18 protein-coding genes and 1 pseudogene are annotated in these 24,988 nt (G+C 55.7%); 14 read left to right on the forward strand and 5 right to left on the reverse strand.

Annotated features, from left to right (window positions below):
• Positions 1 to 35 precede the first annotated feature (35 nt).
• The 6 genes from ACWFTY_RS04915 (at position 36) to ACWFTY_RS04940 (ending at position 7,080) form a co-directional block, all read left to right on the forward strand.
• Positions 36 to 1,868 carry a ParB/RepB/Spo0J family partition protein gene (locus ACWFTY_RS04915; protein ID WP_415179001.1) on the forward strand — a complete coding sequence of 611 codons (1,833 nt, stop codon included), beginning with the start codon at positions 36 to 38 and terminating at the stop codon, positions 1,866 to 1,868.
• A 734-nt stretch (positions 1,869 to 2,602) separates the two neighbouring features.
• Positions 2,603 to 2,926 carry a DUF736 domain-containing protein gene (locus tag ACWFTY_RS04920; protein WP_173202494.1) on the forward strand — a complete coding sequence of 108 codons (324 nt, stop codon included), beginning with the start codon at positions 2,603 to 2,605 and terminating at the stop codon, positions 2,924 to 2,926.
• Between the two features lie 133 nt (positions 2,927 to 3,059).
• Positions 3,060 to 4,883 carry a hypothetical protein gene (locus ACWFTY_RS04925; RefSeq protein WP_447526263.1) on the forward strand — a complete coding sequence of 608 codons (1,824 nt, stop codon included), beginning with the start codon at positions 3,060 to 3,062 and terminating at the stop codon, positions 4,881 to 4,883.
• Between the two features lie 255 nt (positions 4,884 to 5,138).
• Positions 5,139 to 5,363, forward strand: coding sequence for a DUF1289 domain-containing protein (locus ACWFTY_RS04930; protein ID WP_173202508.1), 225 nt, complete (start codon positions 5,139 to 5,141; stop codon positions 5,361 to 5,363).
• 239 nt (positions 5,364 to 5,602) lie between these two features.
• The gene (locus tag ACWFTY_RS04935) at positions 5,603 to 6,037 is read left to right on the forward strand and encodes a hypothetical protein (protein WP_447526264.1); all 435 of its coding nucleotides are present in this window, start codon (positions 5,603 to 5,605) and stop codon (positions 6,035 to 6,037) included.
• Positions 6,037 to 7,080: a relaxase/mobilization nuclease domain-containing protein gene (locus ACWFTY_RS04940; RefSeq protein ID WP_447526265.1), complete on the forward strand. Its 1,044-nt coding sequence runs from the start codon at positions 6,037 to 6,039 to the stop codon at positions 7,078 to 7,080. The genes ACWFTY_RS04935 and ACWFTY_RS04940 overlap by 1 nt, the downstream gene beginning before the upstream one ends.
• A gap of 415 nt (positions 7,081 to 7,495) precedes the next feature.
• On the opposite strand, the gene hemN is transcribed toward ACWFTY_RS04940, so the two are convergent.
• From hemN to ACWFTY_RS04960, 4 genes and pseudogenes are all read right to left on the reverse strand, one after another.
• The gene (hemN, locus tag ACWFTY_RS04945) at positions 7,496 to 8,806 is read right to left on the reverse strand and encodes an oxygen-independent coproporphyrinogen III oxidase (RefSeq protein ID WP_447526266.1); all 1,311 of its coding nucleotides are present in this window, start codon (positions 8,804 to 8,806) and stop codon (positions 7,496 to 7,498) included.
• Between the two features lie 121 nt (positions 8,807 to 8,927).
• Positions 8,928 to 9,629 (reverse strand): Crp/Fnr family transcriptional regulator, encoded by a 702-nt coding sequence (locus ACWFTY_RS04950; RefSeq protein ID WP_447526267.1) that lies wholly within the window; start codon positions 9,627 to 9,629, stop codon positions 8,928 to 8,930.
• Positions 9,630 to 9,717: 88 nt separating this feature from the next.
• Positions 9,718 to 10,938 (reverse strand): NnrS family protein, encoded by a 1,221-nt coding sequence (locus ACWFTY_RS04955; protein ID WP_447526268.1) that lies wholly within the window; start codon positions 10,936 to 10,938, stop codon positions 9,718 to 9,720.
• Positions 10,938 to 11,402: pseudogene (locus tag ACWFTY_RS04960) on the reverse strand (hypothetical protein). Before ACWFTY_RS04960 ends, ACWFTY_RS04955 begins: the two are co-directional and overlap by 1 nt.
• Before the next feature lie 105 nt (positions 11,403 to 11,507).
• On the opposite strand from ACWFTY_RS04960, the gene ACWFTY_RS04965 reads away from it, so the two are divergent.
• Positions 11,508 to 12,752 (forward strand): alginate export family protein, encoded by a 1,245-nt coding sequence (locus tag ACWFTY_RS04965; RefSeq protein ID WP_447526269.1) that lies wholly within the window; start codon positions 11,508 to 11,510, stop codon positions 12,750 to 12,752.
• A 25-nt stretch (positions 12,753 to 12,777) separates the two neighbouring features.
• Here the strand turns inward: ACWFTY_RS04965 and ACWFTY_RS04970 are convergent, their stop codons facing one another.
• Entirely contained in the window at positions 12,778 to 13,473 is a 696-nt protein-coding gene (locus tag ACWFTY_RS04970; protein WP_447526270.1) for a helix-turn-helix domain-containing protein, read from the reverse strand.
• A gap of 208 nt (positions 13,474 to 13,681) precedes the next feature.
• Between ACWFTY_RS04970 and ACWFTY_RS04975 the strand changes: the two genes are divergently transcribed.
• The 7 genes from ACWFTY_RS04975 to moaA are packed head-to-tail and all read left to right on the forward strand — an operon-like array spanning position 13,682 to position 24,968.
• The gene (locus ACWFTY_RS04975; RefSeq protein WP_447526271.1) at positions 13,682 to 16,420 is read left to right on the forward strand and encodes a nitrate/nitrite transporter; all 2,739 of its coding nucleotides are present in this window, start codon (positions 13,682 to 13,684) and stop codon (positions 16,418 to 16,420) included.
• Positions 16,421 to 16,437: 17 nt separating this feature from the next.
• The gene (locus tag ACWFTY_RS04980) at positions 16,438 to 20,187 is read left to right on the forward strand and encodes a nitrate reductase subunit alpha (protein WP_447526272.1); all 3,750 of its coding nucleotides are present in this window, start codon (positions 16,438 to 16,440) and stop codon (positions 20,185 to 20,187) included.
• A gap of 26 nt (positions 20,188 to 20,213) precedes the next feature.
• Positions 20,214 to 21,710: a nitrate reductase subunit beta gene (narH, locus tag ACWFTY_RS04985; protein ID WP_447526273.1), complete on the forward strand. Its 1,497-nt coding sequence runs from the start codon at positions 20,214 to 20,216 to the stop codon at positions 21,708 to 21,710.
• Entirely contained in the window at positions 21,707 to 22,414 is a 708-nt protein-coding gene (narJ, locus tag ACWFTY_RS04990) for a nitrate reductase molybdenum cofactor assembly chaperone (protein ID WP_447526274.1), read from the forward strand. Before narH ends, narJ begins: the two co-directional genes overlap by 4 nt.
• A gap of 1 nt (position 22,415) precedes the next feature.
• Entirely contained in the window at positions 22,416 to 23,120 is a 705-nt protein-coding gene (gene narI, locus ACWFTY_RS04995) for a respiratory nitrate reductase subunit gamma (protein WP_447526275.1), read from the forward strand.
• Positions 23,113 to 23,931, forward strand: a complete 819-nt coding sequence (locus ACWFTY_RS05000; protein ID WP_447526276.1) for a peptidylprolyl isomerase — start codon at positions 23,113 to 23,115, stop codon at positions 23,929 to 23,931. Before narI ends, ACWFTY_RS05000 begins: the two co-directional genes overlap by 8 nt.
• Positions 23,928 to 24,968, forward strand: a complete 1,041-nt coding sequence (gene moaA / locus ACWFTY_RS05005; RefSeq protein WP_447526277.1) for a GTP 3',8-cyclase MoaA — start codon at positions 23,928 to 23,930, stop codon at positions 24,966 to 24,968. The genes ACWFTY_RS05000 and moaA overlap by 4 nt, the downstream gene beginning before the upstream one ends.
• The last annotated feature ends 20 nt before the right edge of the window (positions 24,969 to 24,988 follow it).

Below are 24,988 nucleotides of genomic sequence, written 5' to 3' on the forward strand. Positions count from 1 at the left end.
GCCAATCATCAACGTAACTTTGTAGGAGAATACCAATGCAACTCGAAAATATAGAGCTCGCCAAACTGTCGGTGTCACCGGCCAATATGCGAAACGGCAAGAAGCCGCCCGATATTAGCGATATATTACCCTCGGTGCGGGTGCGGGGCGTTCTTGTTCCGCTCTTGGTGCGTCCCAACGGCAGCGCCGAAACATTCGAGATTGTCGCGGGACGGCGGCGCTATCATGCGGCAACCACAGTTGCCGAAGAAGGCGGCAGCGATGGACCGCTCCCTTGCGCGATATTGGAAGATGGCGACGATGCCGCCGCGTTGGAGGCCTCGCTCATTGAAAATCTTGTCCGCGAAAATCCCGACGAGGTGACGCAGTGGGAACAGTTTACGCAATTGGTGAAGAAAGGCCGCAAGGCGTCCGAGATTGCCGATACATTCGGGATGGACGAAAAGATGGTGGGGCGCATTCTTGCGCTTGGCAATCTTTTGCCGCCCATCCGCAAAGCCTACCGCGCCGAAGAAATTGATGCGGCCACCGTGCGCCATCTAACCTTGGCCAGCAAGGCGCAGCAAAAGGCGTGGCTGGCTCTGTTCAAGGATGAAGAAGCCTATGCGCCGCGCGGGACGCAGCTAAAGGCGTGGCTCTTTGGCGGCGCGTCGATTTCGGTGTCCGCTGCAATCTTCGATATGGCACAGTTCAAGGGCCAGATCGTCAGCGATCTGTTTGCCGAGGATGGCTATTTTGGTGACGCGGACCAGTTTTGGGAAGCACAGTCTGCCGCCATTGAAGCGAAGAAAGCGGCATATCTTGAGGATGGCTGGAGCGATGTGCAGATCATCCCGCAAGACAGCTATTTCCAGACTTGGGACCATGAAAAGACCACCAAGCGCAAAGGGGGCCGGGTCTATATTGATGTTAGCGCAAAGGGTGAAGTGACTGTCCACGAAGGCTATCTGACCGCCAAGGAAGCGCGGGTGCGGGAAACCGGGCAAGTGGATAGCAAGGCAGACAAGCCCAAGCGTCCCGAAATTACCGGACCAATGGCGGAATATGTCAATCTACACCGCCATGCGGCTGTGCGCTGCGAACTTGCGGCCAGTCCCTATGTCGCGCTGCGCGTGATGGTCGCTCACGCGATTTGCGGGTCGCCTTTGTGGAATGTGAAGGTGCAGGAGCAGCGCAGCCGCAAGGAAGCGATTACCGAGAGCGTCGAAACCAGCGTGGCGGAGGCCCGTTTTGACGAGCGCCGCCGTTCGGTGTTGGCGGTGCTTGGCTTTGATGCCGATGAACCCACGGTCACGCTTGGCCATGAGACAAGAAACGGCATGAGCGGCTTGCTGCTGCGTTTGCTTGATGTGCCCGATAGCGTGGTCATGGAGATATTGGGTGTTGTCATGGCCGAAACGCTGGCAGCGGGAAGCGATCTTATCGAAACCTTGGGTGTCCATCTTGATGTGGAGATGGCGGATTACTGGACGGCGGATGATGCGTTCATGGACCTTGTGCGCGACCGTGAAGTCTTGACCGCGCTTTTGGCGGATGTTGGCGGAGCCAGCATTGCTGCCGCCAATGCCAGCGAAAAGACCAAGGTCGTGAAAGGCGTTATTGGTGATTTCCTGACCGGCGAGAATGGCCGCGAAAAGCAGGAGCATTGGGTTCCGCGCTGGATGGCGTTTCCGCCATCCGCCTATACCGAGCGCGGCGGGGTCGGAACGGTGGCCGCCGCTGAAAGAGCCAAGTGGCTCATGGAGGAGGATGAACCATCGGATCCAGTCCCGCAGGTTGCGGTGTCTCCCGAAGAAGCAAAAGACGAGGACGAGAGCGGCGAAGCTACCCATAGCGAAGCCGCCGAGGACGGGCGGATTGCGGCTTGAGTGAATGAGCGGACGGCGCGTTAGCGCCGTCCGTGTATTTGTCCGATAAAGACAACCCGCCTTATGATTGGGATACACTGGCGGCGATCAGTGTGAATTTGCCAAGCCTCCAATTTTCCGAGAAAGCCCCGTCCGAACAGATCGGGCGGGGCTATTGGGCTATCTTTCGCCAGCCTTAAAGGCGCGTAGCCGAGCGACTGTCAGCCATTTTCATCGGCGAACAGGCAGGATGGTTTGCATTGGCTGGGTGTTCGTGATGAGCGATCAATTTGCTGATCTGATTCAAGTCTTGGCGGCAGCCTTCGGTTTCTGCGCGTTCAATACGGGGGTGGGCGGCATATTACCATCGCGCAGATCGGGAAATCATTGGAATTTGGTTTGAGGTCATGCTCACAGATTTCGCCGGATTTGCACTTTTTGCTATTGGTTCAGACAGCGATATTTGCCAGTTTCTCCATTGTTCTGATTTAGCGGGTCCGCGCCCAGCCCGGTCTCTGCGAATGGCTTGGTAGGCTGGGAACGGCTGCGCCTTATGGCCTTTGCTGCAACGCTGGCCCCACCAATTTCTTCCCCTGCCTGTTCCAGGCATTCCTCGCGGAAACAAGAAATCCGCGTGTCCAACGTCCTTCGCTGCGCTGCGGCCCTGCGGGTGCATCAGTCCATATCCCGGCCTTTGAACCAGCCATCGAGACCGCGATGAGCGCGGGATCGATATAAACTCAAGGAGAAATATCATGGCAAATATCGGATCATTCACAAAGTCAGGTGAAAGCTACAAAGGCGAAATCGTCACAATGAGCGTTCAGACCAAGAACGTCCGCATCGTTCCCGAAGAAGCAAGCGAAAATGAAAACGCACCGACCCACCGGGTTTTTGTCGGTCGCGCAGAAATCGGAGCAGCCTGGACCAAGACCTCGAAGGAAGACCGGGCGTATCTGTCGGTCAAGCTCGACGATCCCAGCTTCACCGCACCCATTTTCGCCAACCTGTTCGACGACGAAGATGGCAAGACCTTTAATCTGATCTGGTCACGCGCCCGCAAGGCCAGCGGCGAATAAGCAAACAAATTTCAGCCCCGCCCGATCCGTTCGGGCGGGGCTTCGCTGTGTTTTAATCGCTTAGAGCACCTTTTGCCTCTGGGCTTGCCAATCACCGCTTACCAAAAGGCTCCCGCCCGCATATATCTCAAACATGATCATCCGGGAGTTACCCTTTTCTAAAATCAACAAAGACGTTCATCGGCGCGCGTCAATAGCAATGGCGGAACAGGCAGCCGAGCATTTCCCTGCTCATATCAACTCAATCCAGAACTTGTTCCGTTCTGCCTTCCCGCCACATCTTATGGCAACAATAGCCTGCTGGGGAATGTCTTCACCAGTCGGCCCTGACGGAACCTCAGGCAAAGGGTTGCTCGAAGGGATTGAGCAACATCACATAGAATTGCTACAGGCACTGTTGCTGACCATCGACCGCCGGGAGTGGGGCACCGAACCTGCAACACCGTCAGATGTCCAGAAAGCAATTGATACAGTGAAGGCGGTTAGTGCCGCTTTCCACAAACAGCGATTGCAGCAATTGAGTGGCACGCACGACCCAGATACACTCTTGGTCATTGGGCTTCAGGAAAAAATGCGTGACCATACACAGATGGTCCGAAACTGGGGCTACTACGATGACATGCTTCGGATCGTTCGGTCATGGCATGAGCCGCTAGACCGAGCACTTGAGGTCCATCATGGCTTCAGTGCCAGCGACTTGATTTCGACAATCGAGAAGATGGTATCTTTGCACCAAAAACGCCTTGGTGACCGATTCATTCTGTTAAAGGACATCTTCAAAGGACGCACGAAGAAGAAAATTGTTCATGATTTCTTTGTTCGTTACGAGGGAGTCGCTGGAGATCCCGCCGAACTTCTCGATAGCCTTCCAAAGCGCATGAGCCTTCGCAGTCTCCGTATGATGCTGCAAGTTCATGCCGACCGCTGGCTTATGATGGAAATGCTGATCGATCCTTCAATCATTGCCGCTCAGACGGGACAGCCCGTCGCCAAAGTGGTTTCAATTCTACGATCATTGAGCATGGTGCCGGGATGTCTAGAGGACTCCGACACGCAGCACCTATTTTTAGCAAACCCTGTCTGGCAGAAACCGGGCTTGCACGACGGCGACGATTTCCTTTTCTTCATTCCACAGTCGATCCCGGCGTTTCTGCCAGTGATCTTGCGGGACCTAAGCGAAAAAGCTGGAATCGTTGATGATTTAGACCGTCGGAAATCTACCTATCTTGAAGACGAAATTAGCAAAGTTGTGCGAACCGCTCTACCTTCAGCTTGCGTCAAGAGCGGCGTGAAATGGCAATGGCAAGGCGTTCAGTATGACACCGATTTATTGGCTACTTTCGACCGGATCCTGCTGATTGCAGAAGCCAAATCTGGCAGTGTCTCATCATCCGCACTGCGCGGCTCCCCAAAAGCGCTCAAACAGCACGTTAAGCGACTGATCGTTGAACCAGCAGAGCAATCAGCCCGACTGACTGGTATCTTAAAACTGGCTACTGAAGGAAACTCTGACGCTCTGGCAGTCGCGGCGGGCCTCGGCTTCGATCCTCACAACATCGATGCTGTGGTGCGTATTTCAGTTACGCTCGATGACTTTTCAACGATGGCTATGTCTGAATTTGAACTCAAAAGAGCAGGTTGGATTCCTCAGGATCTCAAACTGCCTCCAACCTTGAATCTTGCAGAACTTGGTAGTTGCGTCGATATCCTGAGCGATCCTCTAGATTTTCTCAATTACTTCGCCGCACGCGAGCGGCTCCAAGGCGCGACACCAATTTTTGGTTACGAAATGGACTATCTCGGCATGTATCTGGAAAATGGGCTCGATTTGCCAGAGCTACTGGCAGGCACTCATTCTGGAATGATCGCTGGAATGTCGTTCGCGATTGATCGTTATTTTCTGTCACGTGATACTGGAAGTCCTGTCGCGAAGCCTCGAATTCTGGGCAAGCAATAATAACTAAATGTTCGCTCTGAGGCCGCGCCACACATTCCCTGAACGTGCGCATTATTAGCGGCAGTTGTTGGCGATCTCCGATATGTCTTAAAGCACCCTTTTAAGCCTGCAGCTCGAAAGCAGACCTTCCGTTTTCCACCCAGGAGCGGAAATCCAGTCGATCAATCGTGACCATGGAAGCCAACGTTTCACTCCTCATACGCTCCCTCGAGTAGATTAGCTGGCGGAATAGGTAGAGAGCTGGTTAGAATTGTCATTGAACGGCTACTCTCTCCTTGCAAAGATACTTGCGCGCTCGACACCAGTGCCAGCGTCTGCAACGGCTGCGGTCGCTCCGTCGCCGAGATCGCCGAATGGGGGAGTGCGAACGCGCCAGCACGAAATCGTGCGGCGATCTTTTGTCCGTTTGGCAAGCCTCGCTTCACAAACGCACTTAGAGTCCTAACCCCCAAGCGCATCCAAGGGTGCCTTCATATTTAACAAATATGGCCACTTTGGATGCGCATTTCTTAGGGGGTTTTAGGGTATTTGTCTTAATTGCAGGATATGCCTAGCGGCGCGTGTTGTATTACAATGCCCGTGTTTCACGAGGCAATTTCATGGCGACAAATACCGATCTAAAACCTGCGATGTTGAGCATCAGGCTAGATGCTGGAGCGCTATCTGCGCTCGACAGCTTCGCAGTAGGGCGGGGTGGTAGAAGCGCGATCTTGCGGCAAATGATTGAACAGATGTTGAAGGAGAATAGTGGCCGTACTCTGTTAGAACGCCGCGAAGGAATCGCGCATAATCGTATCTCGTTGCGCTTTACCGATGCCGAAATTGCCGTGATCGAATACCGTTCGTCACAGCGTTCGACCAATCGGTCAGGCTGGATCAAGGCATTGGTGCGCCGTCACCTTGCTTTGAAATCTCGCGTCGATGATGGCCTGCTTAACGAGCTTGCGCCAATCAGGATGCAATTGCTCCGCATTGGCCGCAATCTCAATCAAGCGATGAAGGCTGCCAATCTGCGAATGATGGATGACGGCGACAAGAAGATCGAAAACGACCTTCGACGGATCGCTGATATGCGGACGGAAATTTCCGAACAGATCGCCGCTGTCGGTGATGCCATGCACGGTGATGTGAGTTACTGGAAGGTTGCTGACTAATGGGCCTGGATTCGGCCTTATGGGAAGCGACCCGTCCCGCATACCGGGTACGCTATATCCATGATCCAAACGGATCAGTGCATATCCCGCTTTATGGAAGTTACGGTGCTGCCACTGGCAAGACGGCGAGGGCAAAGCTGGCCCGGATTGTGCGGGGAGCGCCGGAAGTGTTGGTCAAGGTCACTGGCCGCCAGCGCGGCGGTAGCCATGTCAAAGCCCATCTCGATTATATCGGGCGCAAAGGGATCGTCGACATTGAGAGTCGCGATGGAGAGATCCTGACCTCAAAGGAAGATGTTACCGAGCGCGCAGCAGAGTGGAGCGACACGATGCAATGGCGGTCGCGGCCAACCGTATCATCGGTGTCCTTGGTGTTCTCGATGCCAGCAGGAACCGACCCCGAAAAGGTAATGGGAGCTGTCCGCGCGCTTGCCCACAGTGAGCTAAGCGACAATCATGATTACGTCTTGGCATTGCACACAGATACGCCGCGTCCGCATGTCCATCTGACAGTGCAGGCCGAAGGGCTGGACCGCGTGAGGTTTAATCCCCGTCCTGCTCAGCTTAGCCGGTTTCGCGAGCGGTTTGCTCATGAACTGCGAGCGCGCGGTGTTGCCGCCGAAGCCACACCGAGACGCGCGCGGGGTCGCGGTATTGCCGGGTCAAGTATGGCACTCGTCAAATTGCGCGCCCGATTGGCAAGTGGGGCAAGCCCAGCAATGACCAATGCAGATCGGCGCACTAACGAACAGGCCGTTGCTGTCGCGCGCGGCCAATCAGATCTTCCGCCGTTTATCGCCAAAGGAAAAACGCGCTGGCAGAAGATACGTGAAGCTTATGGGCAAGCTGCTGCGGCGCTCGGAGCAACCGGACAGTCCGAGGATCAGGCTTTAGCAGACGATGTTCGTAAATTCCTTGATAAGCACCCCGATATGAATGCAACGCCGGAAATCTTTGCTGCACATCATGCTCGAAATCTGGGACTAGATCGAGGGAAACTGGCGCAGTCGCGTGTAGCCTCACCACGTGATCGAGCAAGGTGAGCTTCACTTTCTTTGATATTTAAATTGGGCCGAAGACGACCTTCGATATAAGATCTGCAAATGTTTGGAGTTGGGTCGGGAGCGGAAGTTCCAGGCACGCAATTTAAACGTCAGTTTCTGGGCCGTAAGCGGTCTGTCCGCATTTAACCTTCAACACCGACAAAGCGGACGTTGCTGCTCGCGTTTCAGGAAAGTCCGCAGCTCCGGATTTCGGCCGTAACTGGTCTGCCTGTATTCAAGGATGGACTCTGCGAAAGAGGAAGATGCAGGAAACGAGACGGAACTATCGCTTGGTTAGTTTACGCAGCCATCGATACCAGATGTTCTGACGATGTGGTACTGTCGACTGTCTCGATCAGAGTATGGAGACATTTTTCTTCTCTCTGTCATGGGAAACAAAAATGTAATGTCGCCGCTACGCTGCAGCTGTTTCCTGCCGAGTAAGAAACTGATCGAAAAGACACGCAATATGCCGTGCATAAGGCCGTCCCGCTTCGGTAATGACCAACTGGCCATCGCGCTGCCGGATCAGACCCTTTTCTCTAAAAATATCGAGCATATGGGCATCCGGCAACATATTGGCGGCCCCGGCATCGACATGCCCCTGACACAGAAGAGAAGAGATTGTCGCACCCCGTTTCCTTGTCTCTTCGTCGCGGGTCACGCCGCGAACAGCCGCGACCGTGTCCGAAGAGACCAAAGACCGGTATCGCCCGACATTTTTTTCATTCTGCACTAAAAGGCTCGGCAAGCTGCTGATTGCGCTGGCCCCAAAGCCGAGCAGGACCTCGTTGGGATCATCGGTAAAGCCTTGAAAATTCCGATGGACCCGGCCTTCTGTTGCCGCAATGGCCAATGAATCTGTCGGCAAGGCGAAATGGTCAAAGCCGATCGCCACATAGCCTGCTTCGGTCAGCCGCTGATAGCCGAGCTCGCTTTGTTCAAAGCGCAATTCTGCATCGGGGAGGCTGTCGCCATCAATCCGCCTCTGCCGCGGTATCATCTCGGGCATGTGGGCATAGCCGAATAACGAGACGCGGCTGGGTTGAAGTTCGATTGCCTGAGTCAGCGTTTCGTTGAGATCCTGCAAAGACTGTTTGGGCAGGCCATACATCAGATCGAAATTGATCGAATCAATGCCGCGCAAGCGCAAGGCGGATACCGATTTCTCGATATCGGCGAGCGGCTGGACGCGACCGATCGCTTCCTGGACATGGGGCGCAAAGGTCTGGACGCCGAGACTCACTCTGCCGACATTGGACGCCGCCAGCGCCAGCGCCCATTCGGAGGTAAAGCCGCGCGGATCCAGCTCGACCGAGATTTCTGGCGTGCCGGCATCGAATATTGTCGTAATCCGGTCGAGAAGGCGGACAAATTCTATGGTCGTAATGGCGTTCGGGCTGCCGCCGCCAAATGCGATACGGCGTACTTTCCCCCGGCCGCCGAGCAACCGTCCAATCAATGCAAATTCGCTTTCGAGCGCGTCCAGATAAGCCGTCAGCCGCTGGACCTTGCCAGCCGCACCGGTATTGCAACCGCAGTACCAGCAGATCGACTGGCAATAGGGAATATGGACGTAGAGCGATAGCGCTGTCCCGGGCGGCACGTTGCGCAGCGCCCGAATATATTCGTCTGCACCACAGCTGCTGTTGAATTCCACAGCCGTCGGGTAGCTCGTATAGCGCGGTACCGGCTTTGCCAGCAATTCTGGATAATATGGCCACATGATGCGGGTGATAGGTGCGACGGCCGCGTTGCGCTTTGATCTCGGTCAAAAACTCCTGTCACCGGGCAACGGAGATGGAATGCCCGAAATGAGGAACTACATATTCCCCAAATGGCAGGAGTCACTCCGCTTCTGAGAGGGCCTTCAGCCGGGTACGATCCCTGATGATGACCGTGCGCCGGTCCGGCAGTTCTATGATCCCTTCCTTGCGGATGCGGGTAAACTGCCTACTGACGGTTTCGATCGTCAGGCCCAATATGTCCGAGATTTGCTGCCGGTCCATGGGCAGCTCGAAACGGTCCAGATAGAGCGTCTCCGGACTGCAGCCATCCATGCTCAGGCGATCGGACAATTCGACCAGCAGAGTAGCAATGCGCTCGGTTGCCGATTTCTTGCCCAGCAAGGTCATCCATTCGCGAGCGCGGTCGAGCTCGTCGAGAGTCCGCTGGAGCAGTTTATTTTGCAGGTCGGGATGCTCCTTTGCAAAGCTGTCAAAGGAAGACCTTGTAAAAACACAGAGCTCGGCATCTGTCATTGCGGTCACCCGATAGGGGCTTTCCTTGCCAAACGGCCGGCCGATAAAATCGGCGGCATACATAACGCTGACGATCTGCTCGCGCCCGTCTTGCAGGTTCACGGAGAGCTTGAGCACGCCATCAATGATATTGGCGACAACCGGAGCCGGATCACCCTCCCACAACAGAGTTTCACCGCGCTTGATCGTCCGTTTACGGCCCATCTTCCCCAATAACTGCAGTTCATCAGTTTCAAGGCTGGCGCAAATCGCGCGGTTGCGGACAACGCATGTTGAACAATCGCTCATGCCCGACGTCTACGCCCGGGCAACGCCAAACACAACAAACCGATGGTCTTCACCCCTGAAACGCCGTGCGATATTGATCGTCCGCCAATCACCCAGCTTTCCCGTCGACTCGCTTTGACAAATAGATGCGGGCCTGTCGCAAGGTCCATGGCGTGACGAGCAGGATCCAGATAACGCCCGCCAGAACAAACCAGTGGCCATGTTCGCCGCGAACGCCGGCGACTATTCTGGCGATAGCCGATAGCTGGATGGCCCAGAAGGCAAGCCAGGTCAGGCGGCTCATCGCCAGCGGTCGGCCAGAATGCCCAAGGGTGACCCGCGTCACCATCGCGATCACCAGGCTTCCCGCCATGCCGATATAGATCGCATGGACCGGCGCCCGCCCCAGACTGATATTATATCCGGCGAACTCGGCGAAACTGCCAAGCGCGATCAGTGAAAAGCCGATCGGCGCCCAGGCAAAGCCCCATACCAATACCATGAAAAGACCCGGAGCCTGCTGTCGTGGCCACCAGCGCCAAAGCATTGTCACGGTCAGCGCAAACAGAGCAGCAGCGCTGATAAATTGCAGATCATTGTAACCACCTATTTGCAATATCAGATGGGCCAGCAGAAAGACCCACAGCAGCGCCAGCAACCAAAAAGGTCGCCAAGCCAAATAGTCCTTGACGACATTGCCCGCAAAAAACGGGATCATCCGGTGGGCGACGGTCAAGAATATGGGCAACAGAAATCCGAATGTTCCGAGGCTGTTTGCGATCTGATAGGCATGAGCATCCAGCGTCAGCAGGAATTTAACCGAAAAACCGAGTCCGGCCAGGCCGAAGCACAGAGCCGCAGATGCTGACCATCCGTGCCATGTCGGACCCTTGCTATCGCGGATTTCGGCTATCAGCAGAACGATCATATGCCACAGAGCAACCAGCCAGCCGAGCCCGGCAACGCACAGCGCGATCGCGAGCAAATGATGATTGCCACCATTCAAAGCAATCCATGCCAAGATAGATGCAATGATGAATGCGCCTCCTGTCGGCGCATATTGGTTCTGGCCGAGGTCTGGAAAGCCGATCCAGCGCGGGAAGACGGTCAGCAGGAAGCCGAAGAAGAACGATGGCACCATTAAAAAGAGCATCAGCGGCGCATGTAGAAGTGAGGCCGGAACATTGCCGGACGCCATCCCTATCGGCCAGATATAGATATCAAAAAGCGTCGCGGTCCACCAGATCATCAGCAATGCAAAATTCAGCACGCCGGCAAGGAACAGCGAACGATGGGGAGCGGCGAAGATAATCGCGATCCGCGCCCGCATCAGATGAGCCCGTGACTGCCGGCGACCGCCCCGATGACGGTTATGATTCCCAATATGTTCAAAATTTAGTGCACCCTCTCCATTCTGGCAAAATCGCGTTCGGGCTCTCTGGATTCCGCCATCCTCCGATGGAGGAACAAGGGCTCCAGCACAAACAGCATCATCATGAATATGAACCAGACTATCACCATCGCGTGCATCCACCAAAAGCGGGGATCGGCAAACCGATCCCACAGATCGGCGCGCCAGGTCATCCAGAAGCCGCTCGCGCCTGCGAGCAAGACCCATATTTTGGCTTGCCATGAGAAACCATTTTCCAACCCGTGAAAGGTGAACAGACGCTCGTCGGCACGCGACTGACGCCGGATTGCCGGCATCGCGACCATCGTCACGAAGGCCACCCCGCCAATCCACAGAAGGACGCTGGAGACGTGAACAACGCGCGCTATTGTAAAATCATCCATATCTTTGTCTTTTTTGCAGCATGGCGGGACAATAGCCACAAAACAGCATCATACCTCTTGATTTAAATCAATTACTTCGTGCGAGCCGGCCTCTACTCCGCCAGCATGACAATGATCAACAAGAAGAATTTCGTCGCGCTCGCGCTATTGGTCGGTGGCAGCTTGGCTACTCCCGCTTTGGCGCAAGACAGTTCCGGCTCTCAGGCTGAAAAAAAGGTTCCCGTTATCAAGCCTTATGCCAATATTCGTTATCGGCTGGAGCTAGTCGATCAAGACGGTATCGCCAGGAACGCGACTGCTTCGACCTTGCGAGTTCGAGCCGGTTTGAAGACCGGCGAATGGAACGGGCTGAGCGCGGTTGTCGAAGGGGAAGCGATTGTCGCCGTCGGCAAGGAGCGGTTCAACGACACGGTCAACGGGCGGACCCAATTTCCCGTTGTCGCAGACCCGGAAGATATTCTGCTCAATCAGGCCTATGTCCGCTGGAATCCGGATAGCCGGATCGAGGCGACCGCAGGCCGGCAGGCGGTAAATCTTGATAACCAGAGATGGATCGGTTCGGTCGGCTGGCGTCAGAATGACCAGACACTGGATGCGGTCAGGCTATCGGCAAGACCAGTTGCTGATGTCTCGGTCGACTATTTCCATGCCTGGCGCGTCAACCGTATTTTCGGAACGGACTCTCCTCAAGGGATTTGGCGGAACACAGATATCCACGGATTGCGCGCTGGCGTAACAATCAAGCCGCTGGGCACCCTTTCTGCTTATGGCTATTGGCTGGACATACCCTCTGCTCCGGCGATGTCGTCGCGCACGTTCGGCGTCCGGTTGTCCGGTGATCAGGCGCTCAACCAGAACCTGAAAATACTCTATACGGCGGAATATGCCAACCAGCAGGATCATGGATCCAATCCACTTGCTGCGGACAATGACTATCTGCTCGCCGAGGCCGGCCTTTCTGCTGGAGCGGCTACCGCAAAAATCGGCTTTGAACGGCTGGAAGGCGATGGCAGTTCAGCGCTGCAGACGCCGCTGGCGACGCTTCATGCCTTCAATGGCTGGTCCGACAAATTTCTCGTCACCCCGGCAAACGGCCTGCGCGACCTCTATGCTGATCTTGGCTATAAGCTGGGCGGTGACGGGCCGCTTAAGGGAACGGTTTTCCGGCTGGTCTACCATGATTTCCGGTCTACCCGGCTGGGCATCGGATATGGCAGTGAATGGGATGCGGTGGTCAGCGTGCCCATTCGCAAAAACATCACGCTGCTCGGTAAATTTGCCCGTTACGACGCGGATCGGTTCTCCACCGATACCACCAAGGCCTGGTTCTCCGTTGAGGCCAAATTCTAGTCCAGGACAAGCCGAATGGCGACTATCACTCAACCCTATCCAGAAATGGATCGGGACGGGCGAATGTGACCAAAGCGTCATGGTCGGTGATGGTTATATTGCCGCCAGCAACGGATACACCATGTTTCGCCAGCGCGCTGAGCGCCCGAGAGAGATTTTCCGGAGTCATTCCGAGCAGGGAGGCGAGCAGTTTCTTTTCGCCGCGCAGTTGCAAATTCATCGCGCCATTGCGCTTGTGACTCTCCAGCAACAGAAAATTCCCAAGCCGTTCGGTCGATTGACGCAATTTCATATCGGTCAGCGCCCGCACCATATGCCGGTAGCCGACCGCCAATTCGCGCATCGCCTCCTGCATCAGAGCGCCGTCCTGTTTGATCACATCGCGCAATAAATCTGCCGGGATCAGCATGACTCGGGATGATTGCAACGTCCGCGCAGACATCAGAAACGGTTGATTGGTCACGAGCGCAGCCAGAATGAAACTGCTGACCGGCTCGACAATCGCCATGGTCGAATCCCGGTCACCATTTGTTGTGAACAGCTCGATCAGACCATCGACAAGGACATAGAGGAAGTCCGGTTTCTGACCGACATCGAATAATATCAACTGCGGGGGAAATACCTGCAAATGGGATGCAGAGAACACACGTTCGCGCTGTTCTTCCTTCATTTCGGCAAAAAGCGGCAATTTGGCTATTTCCGGACGTTCACCTTCACGCAAAAACATTTCCTCAGATCAAAATATTCAAAACACTCGAGTCAATTGATAATTATCAATTCATCGGACGACAACAATCTAGGACTGGCCTGAAACTTATCAGGCAACAAGCGAATTTTACCCCCGGCTCCCTCCTGCTTTGATTCAGATCAAAAAACCGTCTGGTTCAGTCATCCAACAGCGTCGCGAGAAACTCCATTGGGGCCATATCATGCCAACGACTCATATTCCATCCGAAGCTGATCAAAACCGGGCCATCGGACTAAGCACCTTTGCCTTTACCATCTGTTTTGCTGTCTGGACGATATTTGCCATTATCGGTATCGAGATCAAAGCCGAACTGGGTCTGAATGATACCCAATTCGGTCTGCTCGTTGGCACGCCAATTCTTACCGGATCTCTGACCCGGCTGTTTCTTGGGGTCTGGACTGACCAATATGGCGGACGACTGGTCTTTCCGCTTACCATGCTGGCCTCTGCCACCGCGACATTCCTGCTCTCTTATGCCGACACCTATTTCCTGACGCTGGTTGCAGCGCTTGGTCTGGGCTTGGCCGGTGGCTGTTTTGCGGTCGGTGTCGCTTATGTCTCCAAATGGTATCCACAAGAGAAGCAGGGAACGGCGCTCGGCTTTTTCGGCATGGGCAATGTCGGCGCAGCGGTTACCAAATTTTCTGCGCCATTTGTAATGGTTGCGCTCGGCTGGACCGCAGTCGCACAGATTTGGGCAGCGGTGCTTGGTGTCACCGCGATCGCCTTCTTCATATTCGCAAAAGACGATCCCGATTTTGCCTCGCGTAAGATTTCCGGCGAGAAGCCCAAGTCCCTGAAACAACAGCTCGAACCGCTGAAGAACCAGCAGGTCTGGCGTTTTTCGCTTTACTATTTCTTCGTCTTCGGTGCCTTTGTCGCACTCGCTCTCTGGCTGCCCAAATATCTGATGGGCGTATATGGCCTCGACATCAAAATGGCCGGAATCCTGGCTGCAACCTTCTCACTTTCGGCCAGCCTGTTCCGTGCCTATGGCGGCATGCTTTCGGACAGATATGGCGCCCGCAAGGTCATGTATACCACCTTCGGCATATCGCTTCTTTGCCTTTTCATGCTCTCCTATCCGGCAACCGACTATGTGATCCACGGCATTGAGGGCGACATCCGTTTCTCGACATCGATGAGCCTGATACCCTTTGTCATCACCGTTTTCGTGCTCGGCTTCTTCATGTCGCTGGGCAAGGCCGCCGTTTATAAGCACATCCCGGTCTATTATCCCGGTCACGTCGGTTCAGTCGGCGGAATGGTCGGTATGGTCGGTGGTCTGGGCGGATTCATTCTGCCGATCATTTTCGGTGCGGTCAGTGATCTCACCGGCATCTGGACGAGCTGCTTCATGGTGCTGTTCGCGCTGGTAGGCATTGCCTTGGCCTGGATGCATTTCGCGGTACGCCAGATGGAACAGGATGCTGCGGGCGTTGACCAGCGGTCATTGCCGGAATTCCCCGAAATGGCGGATATCCATGACGAAAAAGTCCACAAAGAACCAGCCAGCAAGGTTCTCCACCAATGGGAGCCCGAGGATCAGGGATTCTGGGATGACAAGGGAGCAAAAATTGCCCAACGCAATTTGTGGATTTCCATTCCCTGCCTGTTGCTCGCCTTCTCGGTATGGATGGTCTGGTCGGTGGTGGTTGCAAAACTGCCGCTAATCGGGTTCGACTATTCGACCGATCAACTCTTCTGGCTGGCAGCTCTGCCGGGTCTGTCGGGTGCGACCTTGAGAATCTTCTATAGCTTCATGGTACCGATTTTCGGTGGCCGCCTCTGGACCACATTGACGACCATGTCGCTGCTCATTCCGTCATTCGGTATTGGTTATGCGGTGCAGAACCCCGATACACCGTATTTTATCTTCCTCGTATTGGCACTGCTCTGCGGCTTCGGTGGCGGCAATTTTGCTTCCTCGATGGCCAATATCAGCTTCTTCTTCCCCAAGCGGCAGAAAGGCAATGCGCTCGCGCTCAATGCCGGTCTCGGCAATGCGGGTGTATCGGTCATGCAGTTCCTGGTGCCGATCGTTATCACCCTGGGTGTGTTCGGCTTCATGGGCGGTGAACCACAGGTTACGACCGATGGCGGCGAGCTTTGGGTCCAGAATGCCGGCTTCATCTGGGTGCCGTTCATCCTGATCAGTTCGGCGCTGGCGTGGTTCGGCATGAACGACATTGCCTCGGCCAAAGCCAGCTTTGCCGATCAGGCAGTAATTTTCCAGCGCAAGCATAACTGGATCATGTGCTTTCTATACACCGGTACGTTCGGGTCGTTCATCGGCTATGCCGCCGGCTTCCCGCTGCTGACCAAAATCGCCTTTCCCGACGTGGATTCGCTGAAATATGTGTTCCTCGGGCCGTTGGTCGGTGCGGTTTCAAGAGCGGCTACCGGCTGGATCTCCGACAAATGGGGTGGCGGACGGGTTACCTTCTGGACCTTCCTGTTGATGATCGCGGCGGTGGTCGGTGTCCTCTACTTCCTTGGTATCAAGGATCAGGAAGGCGCATTCTGGGGCTTCTTCGCGATGTTCATGCTTTTGTTCTTCGCAACCGGTGTCGGCAATGCCTCTACCTTCCAGATGATCCCGGTGATCATGCGCAAGGAAATCGGGCGACTGATGCCCGGCCTGCCCGCCAACGAACAGCTGCGCAATGCGGAAAAGGAATCGGCAGCAATCATCGGCTTCACCTCTGCCATCGCCGCCTACGGTGCGTTCTTCATCCCGAAAGCTTATGGCACGTCGATCTCGATGACCGGCACGCCTGACGGCGCATTGTGGGCATTTCTGACCTTCTATGCCGGCTGCGCCTTCGTCACATGGAACAGCTACACGCGACGCGGTAGCCTGCTCCACGATATCGAACGGGGACGCGAAGCTGCCAGCCCCATCCCTGCGACCGTATAAACCGAGGAAACTGAAAAATGAGCCATCTTCTCGACCGTCTAACTTTCTTCAAGCAAACCAAGGCACCCTTTGCCAATGGCCACGGCGTGACCACCGGCGAAGACCGGAGCTGGGAAGACAGTTATCGCAAGCGTTGGCAGCATGACAAGATTGTCCGCTCGACCCATGGCGTAAACTGCACCGGCTCCTGCTCTTGGAAAATCTATGTCAAAGGCGGGATCATAACCTGGGAAACACAACAAACCGATTATCCCCGGACCCGGCCCGACCTGCCCAATCATGAACCGCGCGGTTGCCCGCGCGGCGCAAGCTACAGCTGGTATATCTATTCGGCGCAGCGGCTGAAATATCCTCTGGTCCGTTCGCGGCTGGTCCGCCTGTGGCGCGAAGCGCGCAAGACCATGAAACCGGTCGCTGCCTGGGCCTCGATCGTCGAAGACAAGGCCAAGCGCCAAAGCTATACCGGCATTCGCGGCCATGGTGGCTTCATCCGCGCCCATTGGGACGAAGTCACCGAAATCATCGCGGCGGCTAACGCTTTTACAGCCAAGAAATACGGCCCCGACCGGGTGATCGGATTCTCGCCAATCCCGGCAATGTCGATGGTCAGCTACGCCGCAGGATCGCGCTATCTGTCCCTGCTCGGCGGCACCTGCATGTCCTTTTACGACTGGTATTGCGATCTCCCGCCATCGTCACCGCAGACTTGGGGTGAACAGACCGATGTGCCGGAAAGCGCCGACTGGTATAATTCCGGTTACCTGATGCTCTGGGGTTCCAACGTTCCGCAGACCCGGACTCCCGACGCCCATTTCATGACCGAAGCACGCTATCGCGGCGCCAAGGTGACCGTGGTGTCCCCCGATTATGCCGAAGCGACGAAATTTGCCGACATCTGGCTCAACCCGCAGCAAGGCACCGACGCCGCGCTTGCCCTCGCGCTGGGCCATGTCATCATGCGCGAATATCATCTCGACCGGCAGGTTCCCTATTTCGAAAATTACTGCCGCAAATATTCCGATATGCCGATGCTGGTCCGGCTGGTTGAAAAAGACGGCGCTTATGTTCCCGACCGGATGCTGCGCGCGTCCGACTTCAAGGGCGGTCTTGACGAGAAGAATAATCCGGACTGGAAATCGGTCGCCATCGACGAAAAGACCGGCGACGTCGTCACCCCCTTGGGATCGATCGGTTTCCGCTGGGGCGAAAAGGGCAAATGGAATCTCGAGGAAAAAGATGGCAAGGGCAACGACGTCGACTTGCGCCTGACCGCCATCCTGGAACAGAATCGCGACGATGTTGTCGAAGTATCCTTCCCCTATTTCGGCAATCAGGAACATGACCATTTCAAAGGAACGGATCATCCCGATGTTCTGAATCGGCGGGTACCGGTGCGCTCGGTAACCCTGAAAGACGGCGACGCGATGGTCGCCACCGTGTTTGACCTGCTCTGCGCCAATTACGGCCTCGACAGAGGATTGGGCGGAGATCATGTCAGCAAGGACTATAGCGACAACGTGCCTTATACGCCGGCATGGGCGGAGAAGATCACCGGTGTTCCGGTCGAAAAGATCGTCACCGTTGCCCGCGAGTTCGCGACCAATGCAGAAAAGACCAACGGCAAGTCGATGGTCATTCTCGGCGCCGGGCTGAACCACTGGTACCACATGGACATGAACTATCGCGGCATTATCAACATGCTGGTGATGTGCGGCTGTATCGGTCAGTCGGGCGGCGGCTGGTCGCATTATGTCGGCCAGGAAAAATTGCGCCCGCAGACCGGCTGGCAACCGCTTGCCTTCGGTCTCGACTGGAATCGTCCACCGCGGCAGATGAACTCGACCAGCTTCTTCTACGCGCATAGCGACCAGTGGCGCTACGAAACCCTCGACGTCAAAGAGATATTGTCGCCGACCGCGCCCGAAGGCGACTGGTCCGGCACATTGATCGACTATAATGTCCGCGCCGAACGGATGGGCTGGTTGCCGAGTTCGCCGCAGCTCAAGACCAACCCGCTGGAAGTCGCCAAAGCGGCCAAGGCTGCTGGCAAGGACGCCAAGGATTTTGTTGCCGAAGGGCTGAAATCCGGCGAGCTGGAAATGTCCTGCCACGATCCGGATGATCCGGCCAACTGGCCGCGCAACATGTTTGTCTGGCGGTCCAATATCCTTGGTTCATCGGGCAAGGGCCATGAATATTTCCTCAAGCATCTTCTGGGCACGGCCCATGGTGTTCAGGGCAAGGATCTCGGAGAGACCGGCGCCCAAAAACCCGACGATGTCGTCTGGCATGACGAGGGACCAAAAGGAAAACTCGATCTGGTGGTGACGCTCGATTTCCGGATGTCCACCACCTGCCTCTATTCGGACATCGTTCTGCCAACCGCGAGCTGGTATGAAAAGGACGACCTCAATACGTCCGATATGCACCCGTTCATCCACCCACTGTCAGCTGCGGTCGATCCGGTGTGGGAATCCAAGTCGGATTGGGAAATCTACAAGGGCATTGCCAAGAAATTCTCCGAAATAGCACCGGAAGTCCTGGGCGTTGAAGAGGACATCGTGCTGACACCGATACTCCATGACACGCCGGGCGAAATGGCGCAGCCATTTGATGTCGAAGACTGGGGCAAGGGCGATGCAAAACCAGTTCCCGGAGTCACCATGGCCAATGTCGCGGTCGTCGAACGAGATTATCCAGGTCTCTACAAACGCTTCAGCTCGCTCGGTCCGTTGCTTGAAAAACTGGGCAATGGCGGCAAAGGCATTGGCTGGAACACCGATCAGGAAGTGCGATTGCTCAAAGAGCTCAACGGAACCGTCAATGACGGCGGCGCGACCCAGGGCCATGCGAAGATCGAAAGCGCGATCGATGCGGCCGAGGTGATCTTGATGCTGGCGCCTGAAACCAATGGCGAAGTGGCGGTCAAGGCGTGGGAGGCATTGTCCGAAAATACCGGACGCGAACACAAGCATCTCGCACTGCCCAAGGAAGACGAGAAAATCCGTTTCCGCGATTTGCAGGCCCAGCCGCGCAAGATCATCTCCTCTCCGACGTGGTCAGGGATCGAGAGCGAGCATGTCTGCTATAATGCCGGATATACGAACGTGCACGAGCTGATCCCTTGGCGCACCCTGACCGGGCGGCAACAGCTCTATCAGGATCACAGCTGGATGCGGGCCTTTGGTGAGGGATTTGCGGTCTATCGTCCGCCAATCGACACCAAGACGGTCAAGCCGATGATTGATCAGGCAAAAGATGAAAAGCACGTCATCCTGAACTTCATTACGCCGCACCAGAAATGGGGGATCCACTCAACCTATACCGACAATCTGCTGATGCTGACGCTGTCGCGCGGCGGACCGATTGTGTGGATGTCGGAAATAGATGCCGCGAAAGCGGGCCTCGTCGATAACGACTGGGTCGAGACTTTCAACACCAATGGCGCTCTGGTCGCCCGTGTCGTCGTCTCCCAGCGCATGAAGGAAGGAACCTTGTTCATGTATCACGCGCAGGAAAAGCTGGTGAATGTGCCAGGCTCACCGCTGACCGGCAATCGCGGCGGTATCCATAACAGCGTCACCCGGGCGGTGCTGAAACCGACCCATATGATCGGTGGCTATGCCCAGCTTTCTTACGGCTTCAACTATTACGGCACGGTCGGATCAAACCGTGACGAATTCGTCATCGTTCGCAAATTGTCCAAAGTGGACTGGTTGGAAGATGAATTGCCTGAAGGGGCATTGGCCGGGGAGCAGATGGCATGAGGGTTCGCGCGCAAATCGGCAAGGTCTTGAACCTTGACAAATGTATCGGCTGTCACACCTGTTCGGTGACCTGCAAAAACGTCTGGACCAGCCGTGAAGGCATGGAATATGCCTGGTTCAACAATGTCGAGACCAAGCCGGGCATCGGTTATCCCAAGGATTGGGAGAACCAGAAGCGGTGGAACGGCGGATGGACCAAGAAGGGCGGTCGCCTGCAACCGCGGATGGGCGGGAAATGGCGGCTTCTGGCCAAGATTTTCGCCAACCCCGATCTGCCGGAAATTGACGATTATTACGAGCCGTTCACCTTCGATTATGCCCATTTGCAAACCGCAAAGGAGTCCAAGGCGCAGCCGGTAGCCCGGCCACGTTCGGCGATCACCGGCAAACGGATGGAAAAGATCAACTGGGGTCCCAACTGGGAAGAAATCCTCGGCGGTGAATTTTCCAAACGGTCGGAAGATTATAATTTCGACGGCATCCAGAAGGAAATGTACGGGCAGTTTGAAAATACATTCATGATGTATTTGCCGCGCCTGTGCGAACATTGCCTCAACCCGACCTGCGTTGCGGCCTGCCCTTCCGGGTCGATCTACAAGCGCGAGGAAGACGGCATTGTCCTGATCGACCAGGAAAAATGCCGCGGCTGGCGGATGTGTGTCTCGGGATGCCCGTACAAGAAAATCTATTATAACTGGAAATCCGGCAAGTCGGAAAAATGTACCTTCTGCTATCCCCGTATTGAAGCCGGGCAGCCGACAGTATGTTCCGAAACCTGTGTCGGACGCATTCGCTATCTTGGCGTGATGCTCTATGACGCCGATCGTATCGAGGAAGCGGCCTCCGCTGAAAATGTCGAAGATCTGTATCAGGCCCAGCTCGATATTTTCCTCGATCCCAATGATCCTGAAGTCATCGCACAGGCGCGTAAAGACGGTGTGCCCGAAGCCTGGCTCGAGTCGGCACGCCGTTCGCCGGTCTGGAAAATGGCGATGGAATGGAAAGTCGCGTTCCCGCTCCATCCCGAATATCGGACCTTGCCGATGGTCTGGTATGTACCGCCATTGTCGCCGATCAGCGCCGCTGCCGGTGCTGGCAAGATCGAAATGGTCGATGATATGCCGGACATACGCTCGCTGCGCATTCCGCTCAAATATCTCGCCAATTTGCTGACGGCTGGCGATGAAGAGCCGATTGCGGCCTGTCTGGAACGGATGCTGGCAATGCGCAGCTATATGCGCGGCAAGACGGTCGATGGCGTGATCCGCGAAGATATTGCGGAACGCGTAGGCCTTGCTCCGGCGCAGATCGAGGAAATGTACCAGATCATGGCGATTGCCAATTACGAGGATCGTTTCGTGATCCCGTCAGGCCATCGTGAAGATGCCGAAGACATGTTCGAAGAACGTGGCTCCTGCGGTTTCTCGTTCGGCAACGGCTGTTCAAGCGGGAGCAGCGAAACCAACCTGTTCGGCGCACCGGCCCGCAAGAAACTCCAGACACCAACGGAGGTCATATCATGAGCGTAACCTATCGTATCCTGTCCGCGTTGCTGCAATATCCTACGGCTGACGTACAAAAGGCAGCGCCCGAAATGCGCGCGGCGCTTATCGAAGACGGCTTGCTGGGAGCGGAACAAATTGCCGCACTCGACCCTTTGCTGGGCAAACTGGCCACCAGTGACCTGATCGATATTCAGGAAGATTATGTCGAACTGTTCGATCGCGGCAGAGTCCATTCTCTACACCTGTTCGAACATGTTCATGGCGAGAGCCGTGACCGCGGTCAGGCCATGGTTGATCTGCGCGATCGTTATCTTGCTGCTGGCCTCGATCCGGTCTCGAACGAGCTGCCCGATTATTTGCCGCAATTTCTGGAATATTGTTCGATTTTACCCAAAGAAGAAGCGCTCGAACAGCTGGCAGAACCCGGCGTTGTCCTGGTAGCGCTGGCGCAAAGGCTGGAACAGCGCGACCCGAACTATGCTGCCATATTGATCGCGCTTTGCGACCTGATCGGGGTTGATCGCAGCATGGATGTCGAAAGCGCAATCAAGCCGGCCGACGATCCCGATGATCTCGAAGCACTGGATGCCGCATGGGAGGAGGAGGAAGTCACTTTCGGTGCCGGCTCCGCACCCGATGGCGCAGGTGAATGTCCGCAAGCCGCCGCGATGGTCAATCGTTTTGCCGTTCCGGCTGGCTCCGAACCCGCAAGGAGTAACTGACATGGCTGATTTCTTCAATCATCTGCTCTTCGGCATCTATCCCTATATCGCGCTGTCGGTATTGGCGATCGGATCGATCATCCGCTATGACCGGGAACCTTATGGATGGCGGTCTGGCTCGAGCCAGTTGCTGCGCCGCAAACAGCTGATGCTGGGATCGGTGCTGTTTCATCTTGGCGTCATTGTGATCTTCTTCGGCCATCTCGGCGGACTATTAACCCCGATTTTCTTGTTCGATGCCTTGGGCATTCCGCATAGTGCCAAGCAGATTATGGCGATTGTTCTCGGCGGCGTTGCCGGAACGCTCGCTTTGGTAGGGGCCACCTTGCTTTTGCACCGGCGTCTGTTCGATCCGAGAATTCGCGCGACATCAAGCTTTAGCGATATCATGATCCTGGTTTTGCTATGGATCCAGTTGGTGCTCGGCATGTCGACCATTCCTTTGTCGATGGGCCATCTCGACGGCGGCGAAATGGTCAAGTTCATGACCTGGGCGCAAGGTATTTTCACCTTCCAGTCCGACGCATCGAGCTTTGTTGCCGACGCCCATATTGTCTTCAAACTGCATCTTGTGCTCGGCCTGACGATACTCTTGCTGTTCCCGTTCACGCGGCTGGTGCACATGCTGTCAGCTCCGGTTCGCTATATCTGGCGGTCCGGCTACCAGATCGTCCGCTCACGCAAAATGGCGATGCGCAATGGATGATATAATGGAAAATGTGATGGAAAAAATCAGTGTCGCCGGGATCGAAATCCCGCAAAGCGATATCGCGGCAGAGGCGCAAAACCATCCGGCGCAAAAGCCTGACGAGGCCTGGGCTCATGCTGCCAGAGCGCTTGTCGTCCGGCAATTGTTGCTCAACGAGGCAGACCGGCTTGATATAGCAGCACCCAGCCTGACAGACGCCGACGGTCACAGGCTCGCTCCCGACGACGCCCGGATCGAGGCGCTGCTGGATCAGGAAGTCAAAACGCCCTCCGCCGATGACGAGACCGCCATGCGCTATTACGAGCATCATAAGGAACGCTTTTCATCGCCGACGATTGTCGAAGCAGAACATATATTGTTTGCTGCATCACCGGATGATGAATTTGCCTATTCCCTGGCGATTGGCGACTCTCGCGGTGCGATCCGGACATTGCAGGCCGAACCAGAGCTGTTCGGCAAAATGGCCGGTGAACTTTCGGCTTGTTCTTCAAAGGAGCATGGTGGCAATCTTGGACAGATTGGCCCCGGGCAAACAGTTGAACCGTTTGAGCAGGCGCTGTTTGCCTTGAAAGAAGGCGAGCTTTGCGATCATCCGGTGAAATCACGCTTTGGCGTCCACGTCATCCGCGCCGGTCGCCGGGTAGAAGGCAAGACATTGCCTTTTGAGGCCGTCCAGCAGAAGATTGCGGACTATCTGGAAGAGGCCAGTTTCCGCAAGGCCGTGTCACAATATCTCTCGATACTCGCTTCGCGCACCGAGATTGAAGGCGTCGCATTTGCAGCTGCGGACGGGCCGTTGGTACAGTGACGGATCATGTAGCGGATCGTATCGACGCCAGAGCCCCCGATCCCATCGAGGCCCGCAGTGGCTTGTCGGACGCGCTGGGTCGGCGCTTCGAATATCTGCGGCTGTCACTCACCGATATGTGCAATTTTCGCTGCACCTATTGCCTGCCCGATGGCTATCGCAAGGCCAAGGGCGCGCCGTCCAATCTTTCGCCGGAAGAAATCGTGCGTCTGGTGAGAGCGTTCGCAACATTGGGTCTGTGGAAGCTGCGGTTGACCGGCGGCGAACCAACGCTGCGCAAGGAATTCACCGAGATTGCCAGTGCCGTGAGCATGGTCCCGGGCATTCGCCGTCTGGCCATGACCACCAATGGCTATCGGTTGGCCGAACGGGCGCAGAGCTTTTACGACGCCAGTATCCGCGCGATCAATATCAGCATCGATTCTCTCGACGCAGCGAAGTTCAAACAGATTACCGGCCATGCGCGGCTGGAAGAGGTTCTCGACGGCATAGAGGCGGCGCGCGCAGCGGGCATAGAGAATATCAAGATCAATACCGTTCTGATGCGCGACCTCAACCATATGGAAATCGACGACTTTATCGAATTTGTGGCGGCCCGGGATATTTCCCTTCGCTTCATCGAAGTGATGCGGACCAACGACAATCCCGGCTTTTTCAAATCCCATCACCTGCCCGGCGAAAATGTGACCGACCGGCTGGAACAGCTCGGCTGGACGCGGCTTCCTCACGTATCCGGAGCCGGACCCGCGGTCGAATATGGCCACGCCGACGCCAAGGGGCGGATTGGCATTATCGCGCCTTATTCGAAAGATTTCTGTGCCAGCTGCAACCGGCTGCGCGTGTCCGCGACCGGCAAATTCCATCTCTGCCTGTTCGGCGACGGCGGCATCGATCTGCGGCCATTGTTGGCGAGCGACAACCAACAGGATGAACTGGTCGCCCGGATCACCGCTCTGACCATGACCAAGGCACCAGGCCATTTGCTGCAACAGGACAATAGCGGTGCCACACCGCATCTCGCCTCCATCGGCGGCTAGCAGGAACGGAAAATTTGAAC

Source organism: Parasphingorhabdus sp. NYA22 (genome assembly GCF_976973735.1).